The sequence below is a fragment of the Flavobacterium sp. PMTSA4 genome (genome assembly GCF_032098525.1).
GTDB lineage: Bacteria > Bacteroidota > Bacteroidia > Flavobacteriales > Flavobacteriaceae > Flavobacterium > Flavobacterium capsici.
Window position 1 is genome coordinate 1,137,394 of record NZ_CP134890.1, and the last position, 16,976, is coordinate 1,154,369.

The 16,976-nt window shown below is 31.1% G+C and carries 20 protein-coding genes; 11 read left to right on the forward strand and 9 right to left on the reverse strand.

All coding sequences use genetic code 11. From position 1 onward, the window contains the following. Positions 1-101 precede the first annotated feature (101 nt). On the reverse strand, positions 102-830 hold the full coding sequence (locus RN605_RS05250) for a biotin--[acetyl-CoA-carboxylase] ligase (protein WP_313322846.1): 729 nt from the start codon (positions 828-830) through the stop codon (positions 102-104). A gap of 94 nt (positions 831-924) precedes the next feature. Here RN605_RS05250 and rsfS point away from each other — a divergent pair, with 94 nt between their 5' ends. The 7 genes from rsfS (at position 925) to RN605_RS05285 (ending at position 6,493) form a co-directional block, all read left to right on the forward strand. Continuing rightward, positions 925-1,296 carry a ribosome silencing factor gene (rsfS, locus tag RN605_RS05255; protein WP_313322847.1) on the forward strand — a complete coding sequence of 124 codons (372 nt, stop codon included), beginning with the start codon at positions 925-927 and terminating at the stop codon, positions 1,294-1,296. A gap of 15 nt (positions 1,297-1,311) precedes the next feature. Next, positions 1,312-3,234: an ATP-dependent zinc metalloprotease FtsH gene (ftsH, locus tag RN605_RS05260; protein ID WP_313322849.1), complete on the forward strand. Its 1,923-nt coding sequence runs from the start codon at positions 1,312-1,314 to the stop codon at positions 3,232-3,234. 110 nt (positions 3,235-3,344) lie between these two features. Further along, positions 3,345-3,950, forward strand: coding sequence for an LUD domain-containing protein (locus RN605_RS05265; RefSeq protein WP_313322851.1), 606 nt, complete (start codon positions 3,345-3,347; stop codon positions 3,948-3,950). A 1-nt stretch (position 3,951) separates the two neighbouring features. Then, positions 3,952-4,764, forward strand: coding sequence for a phosphatidate cytidylyltransferase (locus tag RN605_RS05270; protein WP_313322853.1), 813 nt, complete (start codon positions 3,952-3,954; stop codon positions 4,762-4,764). After that, positions 4,754-5,404 (forward strand): phosphatidylserine decarboxylase family protein, encoded by a 651-nt coding sequence (locus RN605_RS05275; protein ID WP_313322855.1) that lies wholly within the window; start codon positions 4,754-4,756, stop codon positions 5,402-5,404. The genes RN605_RS05270 and RN605_RS05275 overlap by 11 nt, the downstream gene beginning before the upstream one ends. A gap of 15 nt (positions 5,405-5,419) precedes the next feature. Beyond that, on the forward strand, positions 5,420-5,686 hold the full coding sequence (locus RN605_RS05280) for an acyl-CoA-binding protein (protein WP_313322857.1): 267 nt from the start codon (positions 5,420-5,422) through the stop codon (positions 5,684-5,686). Between the two features lie 24 nt (positions 5,687-5,710). After that, complete coding sequence (locus RN605_RS05285) at positions 5,711-6,493, forward strand: superoxide dismutase (RefSeq protein WP_313322859.1); 783 nt, start codon at positions 5,711-5,713, stop codon at positions 6,491-6,493. A 23-nt stretch (positions 6,494-6,516) separates the two neighbouring features. On the opposite strand, the gene RN605_RS05290 is transcribed toward RN605_RS05285, so the two are convergent. The 7 genes from RN605_RS05290 to RN605_RS05320 all read right to left on the reverse strand — a co-directional run bounded on the left by RN605_RS05290 (position 6,517) and on the right by RN605_RS05320 (position 12,510). Continuing rightward, complete coding sequence (locus RN605_RS05290) at positions 6,517-8,556, reverse strand: M13 family metallopeptidase (RefSeq protein WP_313322861.1); 2,040 nt, start codon at positions 8,554-8,556, stop codon at positions 6,517-6,519. A gap of 120 nt (positions 8,557-8,676) precedes the next feature. Then, positions 8,677-8,877 carry a hypothetical protein gene (locus RN605_RS05295; protein WP_313322862.1) on the reverse strand — a complete coding sequence of 67 codons (201 nt, stop codon included), beginning with the start codon at positions 8,875-8,877 and terminating at the stop codon, positions 8,677-8,679. Between the two features lie 152 nt (positions 8,878-9,029). Then, entirely contained in the window at positions 9,030-9,332 is a 303-nt protein-coding gene (gene trxA, locus RN605_RS05300) for a thioredoxin (RefSeq protein WP_313322864.1), read from the reverse strand. After that, the gene (locus RN605_RS05305) at positions 9,325-9,528 is read right to left on the reverse strand and encodes a hypothetical protein (RefSeq protein WP_313322866.1); all 204 of its coding nucleotides are present in this window, start codon (positions 9,526-9,528) and stop codon (positions 9,325-9,327) included. The genes trxA and RN605_RS05305 overlap by 8 nt, the downstream gene beginning before the upstream one ends. Next, positions 9,528-10,934 (reverse strand): MBL fold metallo-hydrolase, encoded by a 1,407-nt coding sequence (locus RN605_RS05310; protein ID WP_313322868.1) that lies wholly within the window; start codon positions 10,932-10,934, stop codon positions 9,528-9,530. The genes RN605_RS05305 and RN605_RS05310 overlap by 1 nt, the downstream gene beginning before the upstream one ends. 77 nt (positions 10,935-11,011) lie before the next feature. After that, entirely contained in the window at positions 11,012-11,815 is an 804-nt protein-coding gene (locus RN605_RS05315) for a sulfite exporter TauE/SafE family protein (protein WP_313322870.1), read from the reverse strand. A 62-nt stretch (positions 11,816-11,877) separates the two neighbouring features. Further along, on the reverse strand, positions 11,878-12,510 hold the full coding sequence (locus RN605_RS05320) for a Crp/Fnr family transcriptional regulator (RefSeq protein WP_313322872.1): 633 nt from the start codon (positions 12,508-12,510) through the stop codon (positions 11,878-11,880). 206 nt (positions 12,511-12,716) lie between these two features. Between RN605_RS05320 and porX the strand changes: the two genes are divergently transcribed. From porX to RN605_RS05340, 4 genes are all read left to right on the forward strand, one after another. Further along, positions 12,717-14,270 (forward strand): T9SS response regulator signal transducer PorX, encoded by a 1,554-nt coding sequence (gene porX, locus RN605_RS05325; RefSeq protein ID WP_313322873.1) that lies wholly within the window; start codon positions 12,717-12,719, stop codon positions 14,268-14,270. Positions 14,271-14,275: 5 nt separating this feature from the next. Beyond that, positions 14,276-14,683, forward strand: coding sequence for a tRNA (adenosine(37)-N6)-threonylcarbamoyltransferase complex ATPase subunit type 1 TsaE (gene tsaE / locus RN605_RS05330; protein ID WP_313322875.1), 408 nt, complete (start codon positions 14,276-14,278; stop codon positions 14,681-14,683). Between the two features lie 45 nt (positions 14,684-14,728). Continuing rightward, entirely contained in the window at positions 14,729-15,922 is a 1,194-nt protein-coding gene (locus RN605_RS05335; RefSeq protein ID WP_313322876.1) for an alanine dehydrogenase, read from the forward strand. Positions 15,923-15,989: 67 nt separating this feature from the next. Beyond that, positions 15,990-16,364, forward strand: a complete 375-nt coding sequence (locus RN605_RS05340) for a DUF4258 domain-containing protein (RefSeq protein ID WP_313322877.1) — start codon at positions 15,990-15,992, stop codon at positions 16,362-16,364. A 73-nt stretch (positions 16,365-16,437) separates the two neighbouring features. Here the strand turns inward: RN605_RS05340 and RN605_RS05345 are convergent, their stop codons facing one another. Next, entirely contained in the window at positions 16,438-16,815 is a 378-nt protein-coding gene (locus tag RN605_RS05345) for a hypothetical protein (protein ID WP_313322879.1), read from the reverse strand. Positions 16,816-16,976: the final 161 nt, after the last annotated feature.

Sequence of the window (16,976 nt, forward strand, 5' to 3'; positions counted from 1 at the left end):
AAAAAAGACTTTTATTGAGCAAAGTATCATTTATTCAAACTTTAAATACAATTAAATTTGTTGATGAAATACAGAAGTTGGAATATTTAATTCTTAAAAATTCAATACAACATCCTAATCTCTTTTAAACCAAAGGTTTGACAGGAATCATCTTCTAACACTAACTCTAACTTACCATCAGAACTGACTCCTGTAATAATTCCCATAAAGCGGTTTTGATTTAAGTCTTCAAAAGCCATAGGTTGGTTTATCTTAAATAAATGAGATTTATATTTCTCCCAAAAAAACTCCTTTCGCAATGGTAATTTATTGAGATTACTTTTTAGCTGATTTACAATTTTCTCCAACAAGAATTCTAAATCAAAATCTTTTTCTACAATATTCTTTAGCGATGAAGCTGAAGGTAAACCTGAAAAATCTTCCTGATTAATATTAAGCCCAATACCAATAACCGTATCTATCATACCATCTGCCTTAATACTATTCTCAATCAATATGCCACCGATTTTTTTGCTTTCTGCCAAAATGTCGTTAGGCCATTTAATATTTAAATTTGGAATTTTTAAAGATTGAAGAACTTCAAGAACAGAAACTGCAACTGCTACATTACAATCAAAAATTGAACTTTGTAGAGTAACACTATCTTTAACTAAAACACTAAAAGTTAGATTTTTACCTGGTTCAGAAATCCAATTTGAACCCATTTGACCTTTACCTTTTGTTTGTGAAAATGTTGTAACAACGGTATAATCACTAAGCGTTTTTTCTTTATTCAACTGCTTTAAATAATCATTAGTAGAATCTATGGCATTGAGTTTGATTACTAGCATGAAGAAGGTTGTGTTTTGTTAAGAATTTTAAACTTTTATTAAGCAAAAATAAACACAAAAAGTAATACCTTTGCAAATCATAGAAAATTAATACATGGCGAAAAGAGAAGTTCAATCTGATATTTTATTAGCAAACATAATAAAGGGAATAGAAGAAGTAAAAGGAAATGACATTGACATCTTAGATTTAAGAGAGATTGACACCGCAGTTTGTGATTATTTTATCATCTGCAACGGAAATTCAAATACCCAAGTTAACGCTATAGTTAACTCAATCCAAAAACTAGTTTCAAAAGAATTAAAAGACAAGCCTTGGCACGTAGAAGGTACGGACAATGGTGAATGGGTTTTGATGGATTATGTGAACGTAGTTGTTCATGTATTTCAAAAACAAATTCGTGAATTTTATAATATTGAAGGTCTTTGGGGAGATGCCAAAATTACAACCATTCCATCCAATTACTAATACCTACACAAAAAAATGGCAGAGGAAAAGAAATCTAATAATTTTAAGTTCAATCCATGGTGGATTTATGGACTATTAATCGTGGTGTTTTTATTACTGAATGTTTTCAGTGGTTCTAGTTTTCAAGAAGTAGGCAAAATTACCTCTTCTAAATTCAACGATATGTTGGATAAAGGAAAAGTAGAAAAAGTTATTGTTTATAACAAAACTGAGGCTGAAGTCTATTTGACTGAAGCTGCCATGAAAGAAAAAGAAAATAAAAAAATTGCCACTGACGTACTTGGCAGAGTAAATAAAGGTCCGCATTATAGTTTTGAAATTGGAAATGATGAATTATTCCAAAAAAAACTTGAAGAAGCTAGAAGTCAAAATAAAATCAAAACCTTTGATTTTAAACAAAAAGGAGAATGGACTAGTATTTTAGTTTCTATACTTCCATTTGTTTTCATTATCGGGCTTTGGTTCTTTATCATGAGAAGAATGTCTGGTGGTTCTGGCGGAGGCGGAGGACAATTATTCAACATCGGAAAATCAAAAGCAAAACTTTTTGACGAAAAAACAGATGTAAAAATTACATTCAAAGACGTTGCTGGTTTAGAAGGTGCAAAAGAAGAAGTACAAGAGATTGTTGAATTCTTAAAAAACCCTGAAAAATATACTAAACTTGGTGGCAAAATACCTAAAGGCGCTTTATTAGTTGGACCTCCAGGAACGGGTAAAACTTTACTAGCAAAAGCTGTTGCAGGAGAAGCCAAAGTACCTTTCTTTTCACTATCAGGTTCTGATTTTGTAGAAATGTTTGTTGGTGTTGGAGCATCACGTGTTAGAGATTTATTCAAACAAGCAAAAGAAAAATCACCAGCCATTATTTTTATTGATGAAATAGATGCTGTTGGTAGAGCAAGAGGAAAAAATAATTTCTCAGGTTCCAATGACGAACGTGAAAACACTCTAAATCAGTTGTTAACTGAAATGGATGGTTTTGGAACAAACACACACGTTATTGTTCTTGCTGCTACTAACAGAGCTGATGTTTTAGACAAAGCATTGATGCGTGCAGGTCGTTTTGACAGACAAATCTATGTTGATTTACCAGACGTTAGAGAGCGAAAAGAAATATTTGAAGTTCATTTAGCTCCATTAACAAAAGTTGAAAATCTTGATTTAGACTTCTTAGCAAAGCAAACTCCCGGTTTCTCAGGAGCAGATATTGCAAATGTATGTAATGAAGCAGCTTTGATTGCTGCCCGAAACAATAAAGAAGCTGTTGACAAACAAGACTTTTTAGATGCAGTTGATAGAATTGTTGGTGGTTTAGAAAAGAAAAATAAAATTGTTACTAAAGAAGAAAAACGTGCAATTGCTGTTCACGAAGCTGGGCATGCAACTGTAAGTTGGATGTTAGAACATGCTGCTCCTTTGGTAAAAGTAACTATTGTTCCGCGTGGTCAAAGTTTAGGTGCAGCTTGGTATTTACCTGAAGAAAGATTAATCGTTAGAACAGATCAAATGCTTGATGAAATGTGTGCTACTATGGGTGGACGTGCTGCTGAAAAAGTAGTATTTGACAAAATATCAACAGGTGCTTTGAGTGATTTGGAAAAAGTAACCAAACAAGCTCGAGCTATGGTAACCATTTATGGTTTGAATGAAAAACTTGGAAATATAACCTACTATGATTCATCAGGTCAAAGTGAATATAATTTCTCAAAACCTTATTCTGAAGAAACCGCTTTAGTTATTGATAAAGAAATTAATGCCTTGATTGAGAATGAATATCAAAGAGCAATAAAACTACTTCAAGAAAACAAAGATAAATTACTGAAACTAGCTGATATACTGATTGAAAAAGAAGTAATTTTCAAAGATGACTTAGAAACAATTTTTGGAAAACGTCCTTTTGACAAATCAGAAGATGAGCTTGTAGCAGAAGCTTAATTACAAAAGTTAACAATTTTTTAAAATCTTAATTCAAAATCTGTTTTTGAATTAAGATTTTTTTATCTTTGAACGATTCCAAATACAAAGCTTAAGTTTATATATTGCACATGAGTCTTTTCAGAAAAATATTTGGCAGCAGCAATGATGCCTCAGAGAATGAAAATGAAAGTGAATTTAACAATACACCTTCCAGTTTTTCATTACTCCCAGTAGATGAAAAATTCACCTATAGTTTCAAGAAAAATGGCGGTAAATTCATTTATTGTGAAGATTTAAATGAAGTTAAAGAACAATTTTTAAATATATTGGAAGAAAATGATTGGTTTGAATGTGAAGCAATGTGTTTTGAAAATAAATTGTTTTCAATGTTAGATGAAAATAAGCTTGAATACAAAAACGTAACTAATCCTAAATTTTTATTTGCAAGCTGTGAAAATTTGATTGCCGATGAAGGCTCAGTTTTATTTTCATCAAATCAAATTAAACAAAATAAACCTAACGATTTACCATCCAACATAATTATTCTTGCCACAACTAGCCAAATCATAGAATCAAAAAGTGATGGTCTTAGAGGTATTAAGAAAAAATACGATAAAGATTATCCAACCAATATCACAACCATAAAATATTTTGAAAAAGCCAAAGAAGAAGATTTTCTTCAATATGGTAGTGCTGCCAAAAACTTATATCTTCTGCTTTTAGAAGATTTATAAAATGAATAATACTTTAATTAGAGCGCTGTCCGGAAGTGTTTATGTCGCTTTATTATTGATAGCTACATCCTATTCTTCTAATAGTTTAATTATACTTTTTGGTATTTTTTTACTTTTAGGAACTATTGAGTTTTGTAAACTCATTCATTTCGATTATGTTTTTCCTGTCATCATAACCCTTACTTGTTATACTCTTTTTAATCTTAACCAAACAAATAAAACAAACGATATACTGATGTTGTCGGCAACATTATTTGTTTCTATAAAAGCTATTTTATTTCTATTTGATAATAAAAACAAACCTCTTGATAAACTTTCAAAATACATTTATGTAATAGGTTATATTGCTTTACCTTTTGTTATTATTACAAAAATCCCTTTTGGAATTAGAGGTTACAATCCTAAGATTTTAATTAGTATATTTATATTGATTTGGATAAATGATACTTTTGCCTTTCTTGTTGGGAAATCAATTGGAAAACACAAATTATTTGAAAAAGTATCTCCTAAAAAAACAATTGAAGGCTTTGTTGGAGGTTTGGTTTTCTGTATTATTGGAAGCTTTTTAGTAGCAAAATATTATATTGAAGCCAATCCTAAAAATATATACATTTGGATTATTATAGCCGCAATAGTGAGTATCTTTGGAACCATTGGCGACTTAATAGAGTCAAAATTTAAAAGAATTGCTGGTGTTAAAGACAGTGGAAATATAATGCCTGGTCATGGAGGTATTTTAGATAGACTAGATAGTATTATATTTGTTGCACCATTTGTATTTTTGTTTTATCAAATTTTATATTATGTTTCATAAAGAAGGTTACAAAATCATTTTTATTGCTTTAGTTAGTTTTATCGCTGGGATTGTTCTAGTAGATAAGTTTATTGAAATTTCATGGCTAAAAATGGCTTTACAACTAGTGTTTTTGTTTTTACTGGTAATGATTTTACAATTTTTCAGAAATCCAAAAAGAGTTGTAGATATAGTAGAAAACAATATAATTGCTCCTGTTGATGGAAAAGTAGTTGTAATTGAAGAAGTTTATGAAGCTGAATATTTTAAAGACAAAAGACTTCAAGTTTCTATCTTCATGTCGCCTATCAATGTACATGTTACACGTTATGCAATGAGTGGAAAAATAAACTTCAGTAAATACCATCCAGGAAAATACTTAGTAGCTTGGCATCCAAAAGCTAGTACTGAAAACGAGAGAACAACAGTTGTTATTGAAAACAATGTTTTTGGTGAAATACTTTATAGACAAATTGCTGGTGCGTTAGCAAAAAGAATTGTAAATTACGCAGAAGAAGGAATGCAAGTGATTCAAGGTGAAGATGCTGGATTTATAAAATTCGGTTCTAGAGTTGATTTATATCTACCGCTTGGAACTCAAATTAATGTAAAACTTAATCAAAAAGCAATTGGTGGAAAAACAATTATTGCTGTAAAATAAAACAATTAGACTTCTATGTCTGAAAAAGATTTAGATACTAGATTTAACGAAGCTGTTGAAATTGCTTCTAAAATGTCGCAAGCATCTTTACCACAAGATGTTCAGTTAAGACTTTATGCTTATTACAAGCAAGCCACTATTGGTACATTAAGTTATAATTCAAATTCCAGTCTAGATTTAAGAAATGCATTCAAAACAAATGCATGGATGCAGATTAGTCATATTTCTATTGATGAAGCTAAAGAATTGTATATTGAAATGATACATTCTCTGAAGAAATAAATCTAAAAAAATCATTCTAAACTAATGAAAAAAAAACAACTCCTTACCATTATATTTCTTGGTGGACTACTTGTTGTGAGTTGCAACAAAAAAAAACTTACCGAAGTAGTTGAAGTACCTTTACCTGCTGCTGAAGAAAAAATTACTATAGGATTACCGGAAGATGTTAGTGCAGCTGAAGGTCAATTTTCATTAAAAAAACTTCCTGACAATTACGAAGCCTTTGCGCCTAGTATTGGGGTTTTAACTATGGAAAACCACTATTCAAAACATTATTTAACTTATACAAACAATCTTAATAAACTGATTTCTGCAGACCAAACATTAGTTGATTTGAGTATTGAAGATATTTTAAAAAAACTTGATTTAAATAATGAAGATTTGAGAAATAACGCTGGTGGTTATTATAATCATAGTTTGTTTTTCGAAAATCTTGCTGCAAAATCAAGCGGACAACCAAAAGATACTTTAGCTTCAGCAATAAACAGAGATTTTGGAAGTTTTGACCTTTTTAAAGCACAGTTTACTGAAGCTGCAGAAAGTCAATTTGGTTCAGGTTGGGCTTGGTTAATTGTAGATAAAACAGGTAAATTACAAATTACAAGCACACCAAATCAAGACAATCCATTAATGCCAAAACAACTTATCACAGGAGCACCTATTTTAAACATTGATGTTTGGGAACATGCTTATTATTTAGATTATCAATACAAACGTAGAAGATATATTGATAGTTTTTATAAAGTCATTGATTGGAAAAAAGTTAATGAACGATTTGAAGAAGCTCTAAAAAATACAAAACCCTAACATAAAGTTAGGGTTTGTTTTTTTTACCAAATAACAACTCGCTTATCGTCCGGTCTTCGCATTTTACTTCCAGGTTTTATACCAAAAGCTTCATAAAACTCAGGCATATTTTGCAACGGACCATTTATTCTATATTTTGCTGGTGAATGCACATCTGTCAACAGTTGTTGTGCTAACGATTCTGTTTTGATATTAACCATCCAAGCGTAAGCATATCCTAAAAAGAAACGTTTCTCAGGTGATAATCCACTGATAACTTCTTTATTTTTATATTGTACTGTTTTCTTAAACGCTTCAAATCCCATAACAATTCCTCCTAAGTCAGCAATATTTTCTCCTTGAGTTGCATCGCCATTTACAAATTTCCCAGGCAAGGCTTCATATTCGTTAAATTGTTCGACAATTAACTTGGTTTTCTCTTTAAATTTTTTCAAATCTTCTTCTGTCCACCAATTGTTTAAATTTCCTTTTTCGTCGTATTGACTTCCTTGATCGTCAAAACCATGCGTTAATTCATGACCAAAAGTTGAACCACCAATAATACTATATAAAATTGCATCATCTGGCATTCTTCCTTCAAAACCTGGAACTAAAATATTACAACCTGGAACACAAATTTCGTTATTACTTGGATTATAGTAAGCATTATAAGTTTGAGGATACATTCCCCATTCTGTTCTGTCAACTGGTTTTCCGAATTTAGAAATCATATCATTAATTGTCCATACATTAACAGCTTTTACATTTTCCAAATACGTTTTTCTATTAATATTTATACTACTCAAATCCTTCCATTTATCAGGATAACCAACTTTCATAACAATTTTACTTAGCTTGAAAAGTGCTTTTTTCTTAGTTTCTTCACTCATCCAATCTAACTTTTTGATTCGTTCAGCATATACATCACGAACATTATTTCCAATTTCAAGAAGTTTTTCTTTAGATCCTTTTGGCAGGTATTCTTTAACATAAATTTGTCCTATCAATTCTCCTAAAGCACCATCCGTTTGTTCAACAATTCTTTTCCAACGTGGTTTTTGTTCTTTAACACCACTCATAACTGTTGAAAAGAAATAGAAGTTTTGTTTTTCAAAATCAGAACTTAAATATCCAGCATAAGTATCAAGTAATTGCCATTCTAAATACGTTTTCCAATCCGAAATAGAATAACTTTTAATCATTTGATTTAATGCTTTATAAAACTCAGGTTGACCAATAATTAAAGTATCTACATTTTTTAAACCCATTGAAGATGTTACTGATTTCCAATCAATATTTGGAGTTGAAGCAGAAAATGTTTCAAGACTCATTTTATTATAATTCGCTATCGGATCACGCAGTGCTTCAAGTTTTCTAGAATTTTTGGCCATTTCGGTTTCCATTTTCATAATAACCGATGCTTTTTGTTCGGCTTCATTTTTTGAATAACCTGAAAGTTCTGCCATTGCTTGTAAATGTTTCACATATTCATTTCTGATGTTTACGGTTTCATTATCTGTATTAAAGTAATAATCTCGATTACCTAAAGTCAATCCTCCTTGACCTAAAAACACTGCATATTTATCACTTATTTTATCATCTTGTCCAACATATAAAGAAAAAGCAGGATTGGCACCAATGGTATGCAGATGAGAAATTGATGCAATTACTGAAGGAATATCATTAATTGCTTTTATTTTATTTATTTCCTCTTTTAAAGGAGATAATCCTAATTTATCAATTGTAACGGTATCCATTCCAGCAGCGTAAAAATCACCTATTTTTTGTTCATTACTTCCTTTTTTGGCATCAGTCATTTTTGCCGATTTTTCACAAATCTGTTTTATTTGAGCATTGATAGTATCGCCAATAGTTCTGAAAATACCATTACTTCTTTCGCTTGCAGGAATTGGGTTTTGTTTAAACCAATTACCATTTGCATACATAAAAAAGTCGTCATTTGGATTAACAGTTGTGTCACGATGCGTAATGATTGGATCTTCTTGAGAAGTTTCTTTTTTTGAACAACTAATAATTGAAAAAGTTGTTAGCAATAAAAAGATACTCATTTTAAAATATTTCATAATTCTTAAGGTTTGTTTTTAATATATAGTTGCAAATTATAAAATTAAATGCAATTACTTTTATTTCAAAAAAAACGCTTCAAAATATTGAAGCGCTTTTTTAGATATTTAATAAATAATTTATGATTTGCTTTCTGCTGCTTTCTTTGCAGCACAACATCCAGCTTTTTTCTCGCTAGAACATTCTTTTTTCTCAGTAGATGTAGTAGTTTGTTCTGTTTTAGCTTTTTTCTTTTTTTGTTTTGGTTCTCCAGTTGAAGCATTTGCTGACATTGTAAACATCAAAGCTACAACAGCCAAAGTAGAAACTAATTTTTTCATTTTTATATAATTTTAGAGTTTTTAGAAACATTATTGTTAATCAAAAGTATGTTTTATTTTAAAACATCAAAATTAATTAACATTTTTTTTCACTTCATAAAATTCAATTTACCTGCATAATTCAACATTCATTGAACATAGATTCAGTATTACTAATTACTTCTGTCTGTAATTATTTTAATAATCTCATCTTTAGATAACACTCCTGATTGTCGCCATAATTGTTTACCATTTTGATACAACATCATCGTTGGAACACCACGAACTTGTTGCATTGATGCTAACTCTTGGTTTTTATCTACGTCTATTTTTATGATTGAAACCTTTTCACCTAAACTATCTTTTACTTCTTTTAAAATTGGTGCAAGCATTTTACATGGTCCGCACCAAGTAGCAAAAAAATCAATCAAAACTGGTTTTTCAGAATTAATAATATTTTGAAAACTACTATTCATTTTTAGTTGATTTATATGAAACATTACATCCGTTTGGACTACAACCCAAATTAAAAACAGCTTGAATCATAAAGAATATTCCAAATACAATAAAAAACCATTCATGAGTTATGTAAGCATTGTAAAAAAGAAACAATGCCAACGCAATTCTAAAAAATCGCATAAAATGCCAATTATTGAACAGAATATTTTTCATTATTTTAGTGTAGATGGGCAAACGTAATTTGTTGTTTTAATTCCAGTATTTTTAATAGCCGAAAATCCTCCAAGAACATTTATAACATTATGATATCCACGAGCTTTTAAAATTGAAGCTGCAATAACTGAACGATAACCACCAGCACAATGTAGATAAAATTCTTCTTCTTTTGGAAACTCAGCAATATGGTCGTTTATAAAATCTAAAGGCGTAGATGGAACATCAACTATATGCTCTGAAAGGTATTCACCTGGTTTTCTAACATCGAAAACTTTAGCATTTTCGTTTATTTTTTCTTCCAATGTTTCAGCTGAAACCGACTCAAGTGTATCATATTCAAGACCTGCTTTTTTCCAAGTTTCAAAACCACCATCTAAATAACCAATGGTATTATCATAACCAACTCTCGCTAATCGAGTGATGGTTTCTTCTTCTCTTCCAATTGGAGTTACCAATAAAATAGGTTGCTTATAATCCAAAATTAAAGCACCAACCCATGGAGCAAAACCACCATCAATTCCAATAAAAATTGATTTTGGAATGTGTCCTTTTTCAAAATCATTTTGATGACGAACATCAAGAATTAAAGCATCGGTTTCATTGGCAACTACTTCGAATGTCTTAGCGTCAAATGGTTTAGCTTCATTTATTATGTTTTCAACGTTTTGATAGCCTTCTTTATTCAATTTAACATTCATTGGAAAATAAGCTGGCGGAGGTAATAAACCATCCGTAACTTCTTTTACAAATTCTTCTTTAGTCATATTTTCTCTTAGAGCATAATTAGTTGCTTTTTGTTCACCAATACTTCCAACAGTTTCTTTGCTTAAATTTTTTCCACAAGCACTTCCTGCTCCATGTGCAGGATATACTATCACATCATCGGCAAGTGTCATTACTTTGTTTCGCAAACTATCAAATAATAATCCTGCTAATTGTTCTTGTGTCATATGCGCAGCTTTTTGGGCTAAATCTGGACGACCAACATCACCAAGGAATAAAGTATCACCACTAAAAAGAGCATAATCTTTGCCGTTTTTATCTTTCAATAAATAACATGAACTTTCCATTGTATGTCCAGGTGTATGAAGCAAAGTGATTGTTATATCACCCAACTGAAATACTTCACCATCTTTAGCAATATGTGCCTTAAAAGAAGGATTCGCATTAGGTCCAAAAACAATTGGCGCACCTGTTTTTTCAGCAAGAGTAACATGTCCAGAAACAAAATCTGCATGGAAATGAGTTTCAAAAATGTATTTTATTTTTGCGTTATCAGCATTTGCTTTGTCTAAATAAGGTTGCACTTCACGCAAAGGATCAATAATAGCAACTTCGCCATTACTTTCGATATAATAAGCACCTTGTGCTAAACATCCAGTATATATTTGTTCTATTTTCATAATTAGTTGTTTTTAATTTTAATACAAATTTAAAGTATATATTAATGCTGTTCAGTAACCTTTGTTACTTTTAAGATTTATTTCAGAAATACTTCTTTTATAATAATATAGATTCCCATAGCTAAAACAAAATAGCCAAAACCTGTTTTTAGCTTCGTTGCGGTAACTTTTTTAGAAAAAATATTTCCAATTATTACTCCAATTATTGAGCAAAAAGTAAAAATTAGTAAAAGCTTCCAATCGATAACTTGATTAGTACTTAAATCGCCCAAAAAACCTATTAAGGACTGAATTGCTACAATGAATAAAGAAGTTCCAACTGCAGTTTTCATTGGTGTTTTTACTAAAAAAAGTAAGGCTGGAATAATTAAAAATCCACCGCCAGCACCAACAAAACCAGCAACAAGTCCGATTGTTAAGCCTTGAAGAAAAATACTTCCATAATTTAATTTTCCATCTTGCTTTATAGTATTTTCATCTATGGGTTTAATCATTCGTATAGCTGCTAAAATCATGACAACTGCAAAAACCAACATGATTAAAACCGATTTATGCAACGTAAATAATTCTGTATCAAAAATCACTTCCGGCAAAGATGGAACAATGTATTTACGAGTGATAAAAACCGAAATAACCGTTGGTATTCCAAAAAGGAATACTTTTTTAAAGTCAACTAATTTTTGATTGGCTTTTTGAACACCTCCAAATAAAGCTGTAGAACCAACTGCAAAAAGTGAATAAGCCGTTGCAAGAACAGGTTCAATTCCCATAACGTATGCTAAAATAGGTACGGATAAAATAGAACCACCGCTACCAATTAACCCCATTACAATTCCAACAAAAACAGCCAAAACATAACCAACAATTTGAGAACTTTCCATTTATTTAATTTTTCTTGTGCAAAGATTATTAAAATACATCAGTTGGTTTGCAACATTTGTTACTAACGAGAAAGCATTTCAATTGAAGCACGATGCAACTTTATTTTGCCTTTGTTTTCTAAAGCCTTCAACAATCTTGAAACAACAACTCTTGATGTATGTAAATCATAGGCTATTTCCTGATGTGTATTTTTAATATCTGATGAAGAATTTATTTTTGTTTTATCAATTAAATACTTCATTAATCGTTCTTCCATATTCATGAATGCTAAGTTGTCAATTGCCGACAGCATTTCTTTCAAACGATTGTTATAACTGTTAAAAACAAAATTGCGCCATGATTTGTATTTTCCTAGCCAATCTTCCATATAATTTACGGGTATCATAACAACTTGTCCTTTTGTTTCTGCTACTGCACGAATTTCACTTTTAGTATCACCAATACAACACGCCATCGTCATTGCACAAGTGTCGCCTTTTTCAATGAAGTAAAGAAGTAATTCGCCTTCATCAAAGTCTTCTCTTAAAATTTTTATAGCACCCGAAATTAAAAGAGGCATCTTCTTGATGTAATCTCCAAAATCAATTAAAACATCATTTTCATTAAACTCTCTTAATGTGGCAACCTTTGAAATTTCATCAATTAGATTTGATTCAAAAAAGGCACCATAGGTTTGTTGTAGTAATTCTTTCATTTAAAATAAAAACTTATGAAATGTAAATTTCGATAAAATTGATTGAAAAAACATGTATTTAGAAAAGTTTACCAATAAATTTATTTATAAAAATCTAAAGTCGTTAATATATCGTTAAATGTTAAAAAATAATTCTAATCTTTTATACTAATTTTGGCAATTCAAACGTTATTATAGTAGTAAATTGCACGTTAAATAAAATGATTATGGAACAAATAAAAATACTTTGGGTTGATGATGAAATTGATTTACTCAAACCACATATCCTTTTTTTAGAAAAGAAAAATTACAATGTTGTAACCTGTAATAATGGTCGTGATGCTATTGATGTTTTTGAAGAAGGAAATTTTGACATTGTTTTTTTAGATGAAAACATGCCTGGAATGAGCGGATTAGAAACATTATCTGAAATGAAAGAGAAAAAATCTTCTACTCCAATAATCATGATTACCAAAAGTGAAGAAGAATACATCATGGAGGAAGCCATTGGTTCTAAAATTGCTGATTATTTAATAAAACCAGTCAATCCTAATCAAATTTTGTTGAGTTTGAAGAAGAATTTAGACCATTCAAGATTGGTTTCTGAAAAAACAACGCTTGATTATCAAAAAGAGTTTCGAAAAATTGCTATGGATATGGCTATGGTTAACTCTTATGAAGATTGGGTTGAGTTGTATAAAAAACTTTTGTTTTGGGAATTGGAGCTTGAAAACATCAACGACCAAGCAATGATTGAAATACTTGAAAGCCAAAAAGTAGAAGCCAACATGCAGTTTGGAAAATTCATTGAACGCAACTATGAAGATTGGTTTGAACCAAAAGCTGATAAACCTATTCAATCGCATAATTTATTCAGAGAATTAGTTGTTCCTGAATTGGTAAAAAAAGACAAACCTGTGCTTTTTGTGGTGATTGATAATTTGCGTTACGACCAATGGAAAGTGATGGAAAATGTGGTGAGCAATTTCTATAAACTAGAAAAAGAAGTTCCATATTATGCCATTTTACCAACAGCTACACAATACGCCAGAAACGCAATTTTTTCAGGATTATTACCAACGGAAATGGAAAAACAATTTCCTCAATATTGGAAAAATGATGTGGAAGATGGCGGAAAAAATCTATACGAAGCCGAATTTTTATCAGCACATTTAAAACGTTTGGGATTAAACATCAAAGAAGATTATTTTAAAATCACAAATCTTCAAAGCGGGAAAAAATTAGCCGAAAGTTTCAGAGCTTTAAAAGACAATAACCTTGTTACCATAGTTTATAATTTTGTTGATATGCTATCGCATGCCAAAACTGAAATGGATGTGGTAAAAGAATTAGCTTCAGACGATAAAGCGTATCGTTCATTGACTTTAAGTTGGTTTAAAAATTCGCCATTGTTAGAAATTATTCAACAAGCACAGAAATTGGGTTTCAAATTAATCATCACTACTGATCACGGAACAATCAATGTAAAAAATCCAAGCAAAGTTATTGGAGACAAGAACACAAGCTTGAATCTTCGATACAAAACTGGTAGAAGTTTGACGTATGAAGACAAAGATGTTTATGCTGTAAAAGACCCAAAAAAGATTGGTTTACCTTCTATAAATATGAGTAGTTCTTATATTTTTGCAAAAAATGATTATTTCTTGGCTTACGTGAACAATTATAATCATTATGTGAGTTATTATCGAAATACGTATCAGCATGGTGGTATTTCTTTGGAAGAAATGATAGTGCCGTTTTTAGTTTTTAATCCAAAATAATTCGAATGGAAATTATTTTTTCAATTGAAGAAATTCAAGAAGTTGCGCATAAAATTATTTCTGAAAACCCAAAAAAAGTGATTCTTTTTCATGGACAAATGGGTGCTGGAAAAACCACTTTAATCAAAGCATTAGCTAAAGAACTTGGCGTAACCGACGCCACAAGTAGCCCAACTTTTTCTCTAGTAAACGAATATAAAACTGGTGTTTCTGGATATTTGTATCACTTTGACGTCTATCGATTAAAAGATGAAACCGAAGCATTAGATTTTGGAATTGATGATTATTTATACTCAGGAAATTGGTGCTTTATTGAATGGCCCGATAAAATCCCTAACCTTTTACCTGATGAATATTCAGAAGTTTTTATTTCTATTTTACCTGACGGAAAAAGAAAAGTAGTATTGCAATAAGTAATTTATTTTTTTTGTAACTTCGGCTAAATTTACTTAACCACAATGGCAACTACACCATTCACTAAGCAGCAACTTCTTCCTCAAGAAGAAATGTTAGAAGTAATTCGTCATAAAAGCGAATTGTTTATAGGCATCCCAAAAGAAACCTCTTATCAAGAAAGAAGAATTTGTTTAACGCCTGATGCCGTACATTCCTTGTGTTCTCATGGACATAAAATTATGATTGAAGCTGGTGCAGGTTTAAGTTCAAGTTATACCGACAAAGAATATAGTGATGCTGGTGCAATCATTACCAATGACACTAAAAAAGTATTCCATTGCCCAATTATTCTAAAAGTAGAACCATTGACAATGGAAGAAATAAAGATGCTTAACACAAGCGCTATAGTAATTTCAGCCATTCAATTAAAAACCCGAAAGAAGGCTTATTTCGAAGAATTATCCAAAAAGAAAATAACTGCATTAGCTTTTGAATATATCAAAGATGAAGATGGTTCTTATCCTGCAGTTAAATCATTAAGCGAAATTGCAGGAACTGCATCCATACTTATAGCTGCAGAATTGATGATTAACAATCAGTTTGGAAATGGTTTACTGCTTGGAAACATTACTGGCGTTCCACCAACGGATGTTGTGATTCTTGGTGCTGGAACTGTGGGCGAGTTTGCTGCTAAAACCGCATTAGGATTAGGAGCTAACGTAAAAGTATTTGATAATTCAATCACAAAATTACGTCGTTTGCAAAATAATTTAAACCAACGCATCTTTACTTCTACCATTCAACCTAAAGCTTTATTGAAAGCACTCCGCAGAACCGATGTTGCCATTGGTGCTATGCGTGGCAAAGACCGTTGTCCTGTGGTAGTAACCGAAACTATGGTAGAGCATATGAAAAAAGGTGCCGTTATTGTAGATGTTAGTATAGATACCGGCGGATGTTTTGAAACTTCCGAAATTACTACTCACGAGCATCCAACGTTTATTAAAAGTAACGTTATTCATTACTGTGTTCCCAATATTCCTTCGCGGTACTCTAAAACTGCTTCACTTTCTATCAGCAATATTATTACGCCTTACCTACTGCAAATTGCCGAAGATGGCGGTTTAGAAAGTGCTATCCGTTGTAGTAAAGGATTAAAAAATGGTGTCTATTTATACCACGGAATATTAACCAACAAAGCCATTGGCGATTGGTTTAATTTACCTGATAATGATATCAATTTGATTGTTTTTTAAAATAAAATCTCTTTTCTCTTTTTGAAACTCAAACATTGATTATTTTTGCAAAAAAATTACTCAACAGATGAAGTTTTATCAGCGTTTTGCCTACTATTTAGTGGGTTTTGTTATCGGAATGTTTTTTGTGGCGATGGTTTGGAGCGGAAAAGATACCCGATGCAATTATTTTCCTAATGCCCGAGTGTTGAACAACATCAGAAACAAGCCTTTTCACTATGATACTGAAGCTTCACGCCGACTGGCAGAAGACTGGGTTGATAGTACGGATGTGAAAAATACGTTAACTTATGGCGATGTTGATTTTGATAGAAGTAACAAACCAAGCGAAGGTGGTAAACTTTACGTAATTGAAGGCAAGAACAAAAAAAATGAAGTGATTGAATTAGAAATTATTAATTACGAAAATAAAGCAGTGCTGAAGAATATCATTAAGAAGTAATAGTTATAATAGAATAATAAAAAAATCCCGTATCGTTATAAATGGATGCGGGATTTTTGCATTAAAAGCACTGCTAGTCTTCAGATGGTTTCTTTGCTTTAGGAGTGTCATCCACTACTAAACCATAATCGCCCAATTTTTTTGGGTTTTTAGCATAAATACTTTTTAAAACTGCCGCACTGTTTTTAACGATTTTCTTGATTGGCTCTAAATCGATATCTCTATCTCTATAAAGTTTCTCTGCCAGTTTTGCGGCTGCTTCTGCATCATCATTATTCTTCTTGCAAGGAACTATTTTTGGACCATCAACCGTCCAATCATAATCTTGCATAGCGTTTAATGGAGACGCAGCACCATCAGCTTGATGTTTATCATAAATTTTTTGAGCCAAATTTAATAGCTCCGTCGGATTGGATGGGATAATTACACGTCCCGAAGTTCTTCCAGCCATAAATAATAGATTATTAGATTATTAACTTGTTTGTTACTTAATCTAAAATTAGAAAAGTGTTTTGATACGGCAATATTTTTAAGGTAAATATCCGACAAAAGTCAAATAAAAACGATAATGTGTTTTTTAAGAATAATAACACGTATAATCTATTAGTGAAT

What these genes read in the sequence shown, in the direction of transcription:
- RN605_RS05275 (WP_313322855.1), top strand. Translation starts at nt 4,754, where the DNA reads ATGTTTCATAAAGAAGGTTACAAAATCATTTTTATTGCTTTAGTTAGT.
- RN605_RS05295 (WP_313322862.1), bottom strand. Translation starts at nt 8,877, where the DNA reads ATGAAAAAATTAGTTTCTACTTTGGCTGTTGTAGCTTTGATGTTTACA.
- RN605_RS05250 (WP_313322846.1), bottom strand. Translation starts at nt 830, where the DNA reads ATGCTAGTAATCAAACTCAATGCCATAGATTCTACTAATGATTATTTA.
- RN605_RS05310 (WP_313322868.1), bottom strand. Translation starts at nt 10,934, where the DNA reads ATGAAAATAGAACAAATATATACTGGATGTTTAGCACAAGGTGCTTAT.
- ftsH (WP_313322849.1), top strand. Translation starts at nt 1,312, where the DNA reads ATGGCAGAGGAAAAGAAATCTAATAATTTTAAGTTCAATCCATGGTGG.
- rsfS (WP_313322847.1), top strand. Translation starts at nt 925, where the DNA reads ATGGCGAAAAGAGAAGTTCAATCTGATATTTTATTAGCAAACATAATA.
- RN605_RS05315 (WP_313322870.1), bottom strand. Translation starts at nt 11,815, where the DNA reads ATGGAAAGTTCTCAAATTGTTGGTTATGTTTTGGCTGTTTTTGTTGGA.
- RN605_RS05265 (WP_313322851.1), top strand. Translation starts at nt 3,345, where the DNA reads ATGAGTCTTTTCAGAAAAATATTTGGCAGCAGCAATGATGCCTCAGAG.
- RN605_RS05340 (WP_313322877.1), top strand. Translation starts at nt 15,990, where the DNA reads ATGAAGTTTTATCAGCGTTTTGCCTACTATTTAGTGGGTTTTGTTATC.
- RN605_RS05290 (WP_313322861.1), bottom strand. Translation starts at nt 8,556, where the DNA reads ATGAAATATTTTAAAATGAGTATCTTTTTATTGCTAACAACTTTTTCA.
- RN605_RS05285 (WP_313322859.1), top strand. Translation starts at nt 5,711, where the DNA reads ATGAAAAAAAAACAACTCCTTACCATTATATTTCTTGGTGGACTACTT.
- RN605_RS05305 (WP_313322866.1), bottom strand. Translation starts at nt 9,528, where the DNA reads ATGAAAAATATTCTGTTCAATAATTGGCATTTTATGCGATTTTTTAGA.
- RN605_RS05270 (WP_313322853.1), top strand. Translation starts at nt 3,952, where the DNA reads ATGAATAATACTTTAATTAGAGCGCTGTCCGGAAGTGTTTATGTCGCT.
- trxA (WP_313322864.1), bottom strand. Translation starts at nt 9,332, where the DNA reads ATGAATAGTAGTTTTCAAAATATTATTAATTCTGAAAAACCAGTTTTG.
- RN605_RS05320 (WP_313322872.1), bottom strand. Translation starts at nt 12,510, where the DNA reads ATGAAAGAATTACTACAACAAACCTATGGTGCCTTTTTTGAATCAAAT.
- RN605_RS05345 (WP_313322879.1), bottom strand. Translation starts at nt 16,815, where the DNA reads ATGGCTGGAAGAACTTCGGGACGTGTAATTATCCCATCCAATCCGACG.
- RN605_RS05335 (WP_313322876.1), top strand. Translation starts at nt 14,729, where the DNA reads ATGGCAACTACACCATTCACTAAGCAGCAACTTCTTCCTCAAGAAGAA.
- tsaE (WP_313322875.1), top strand. Translation starts at nt 14,276, where the DNA reads ATGGAAATTATTTTTTCAATTGAAGAAATTCAAGAAGTTGCGCATAAA.
- RN605_RS05280 (WP_313322857.1), top strand. Translation starts at nt 5,420, where the DNA reads ATGTCTGAAAAAGATTTAGATACTAGATTTAACGAAGCTGTTGAAATT.
- porX (WP_313322873.1), top strand. Translation starts at nt 12,717, where the DNA reads ATGGAACAAATAAAAATACTTTGGGTTGATGATGAAATTGATTTACTC.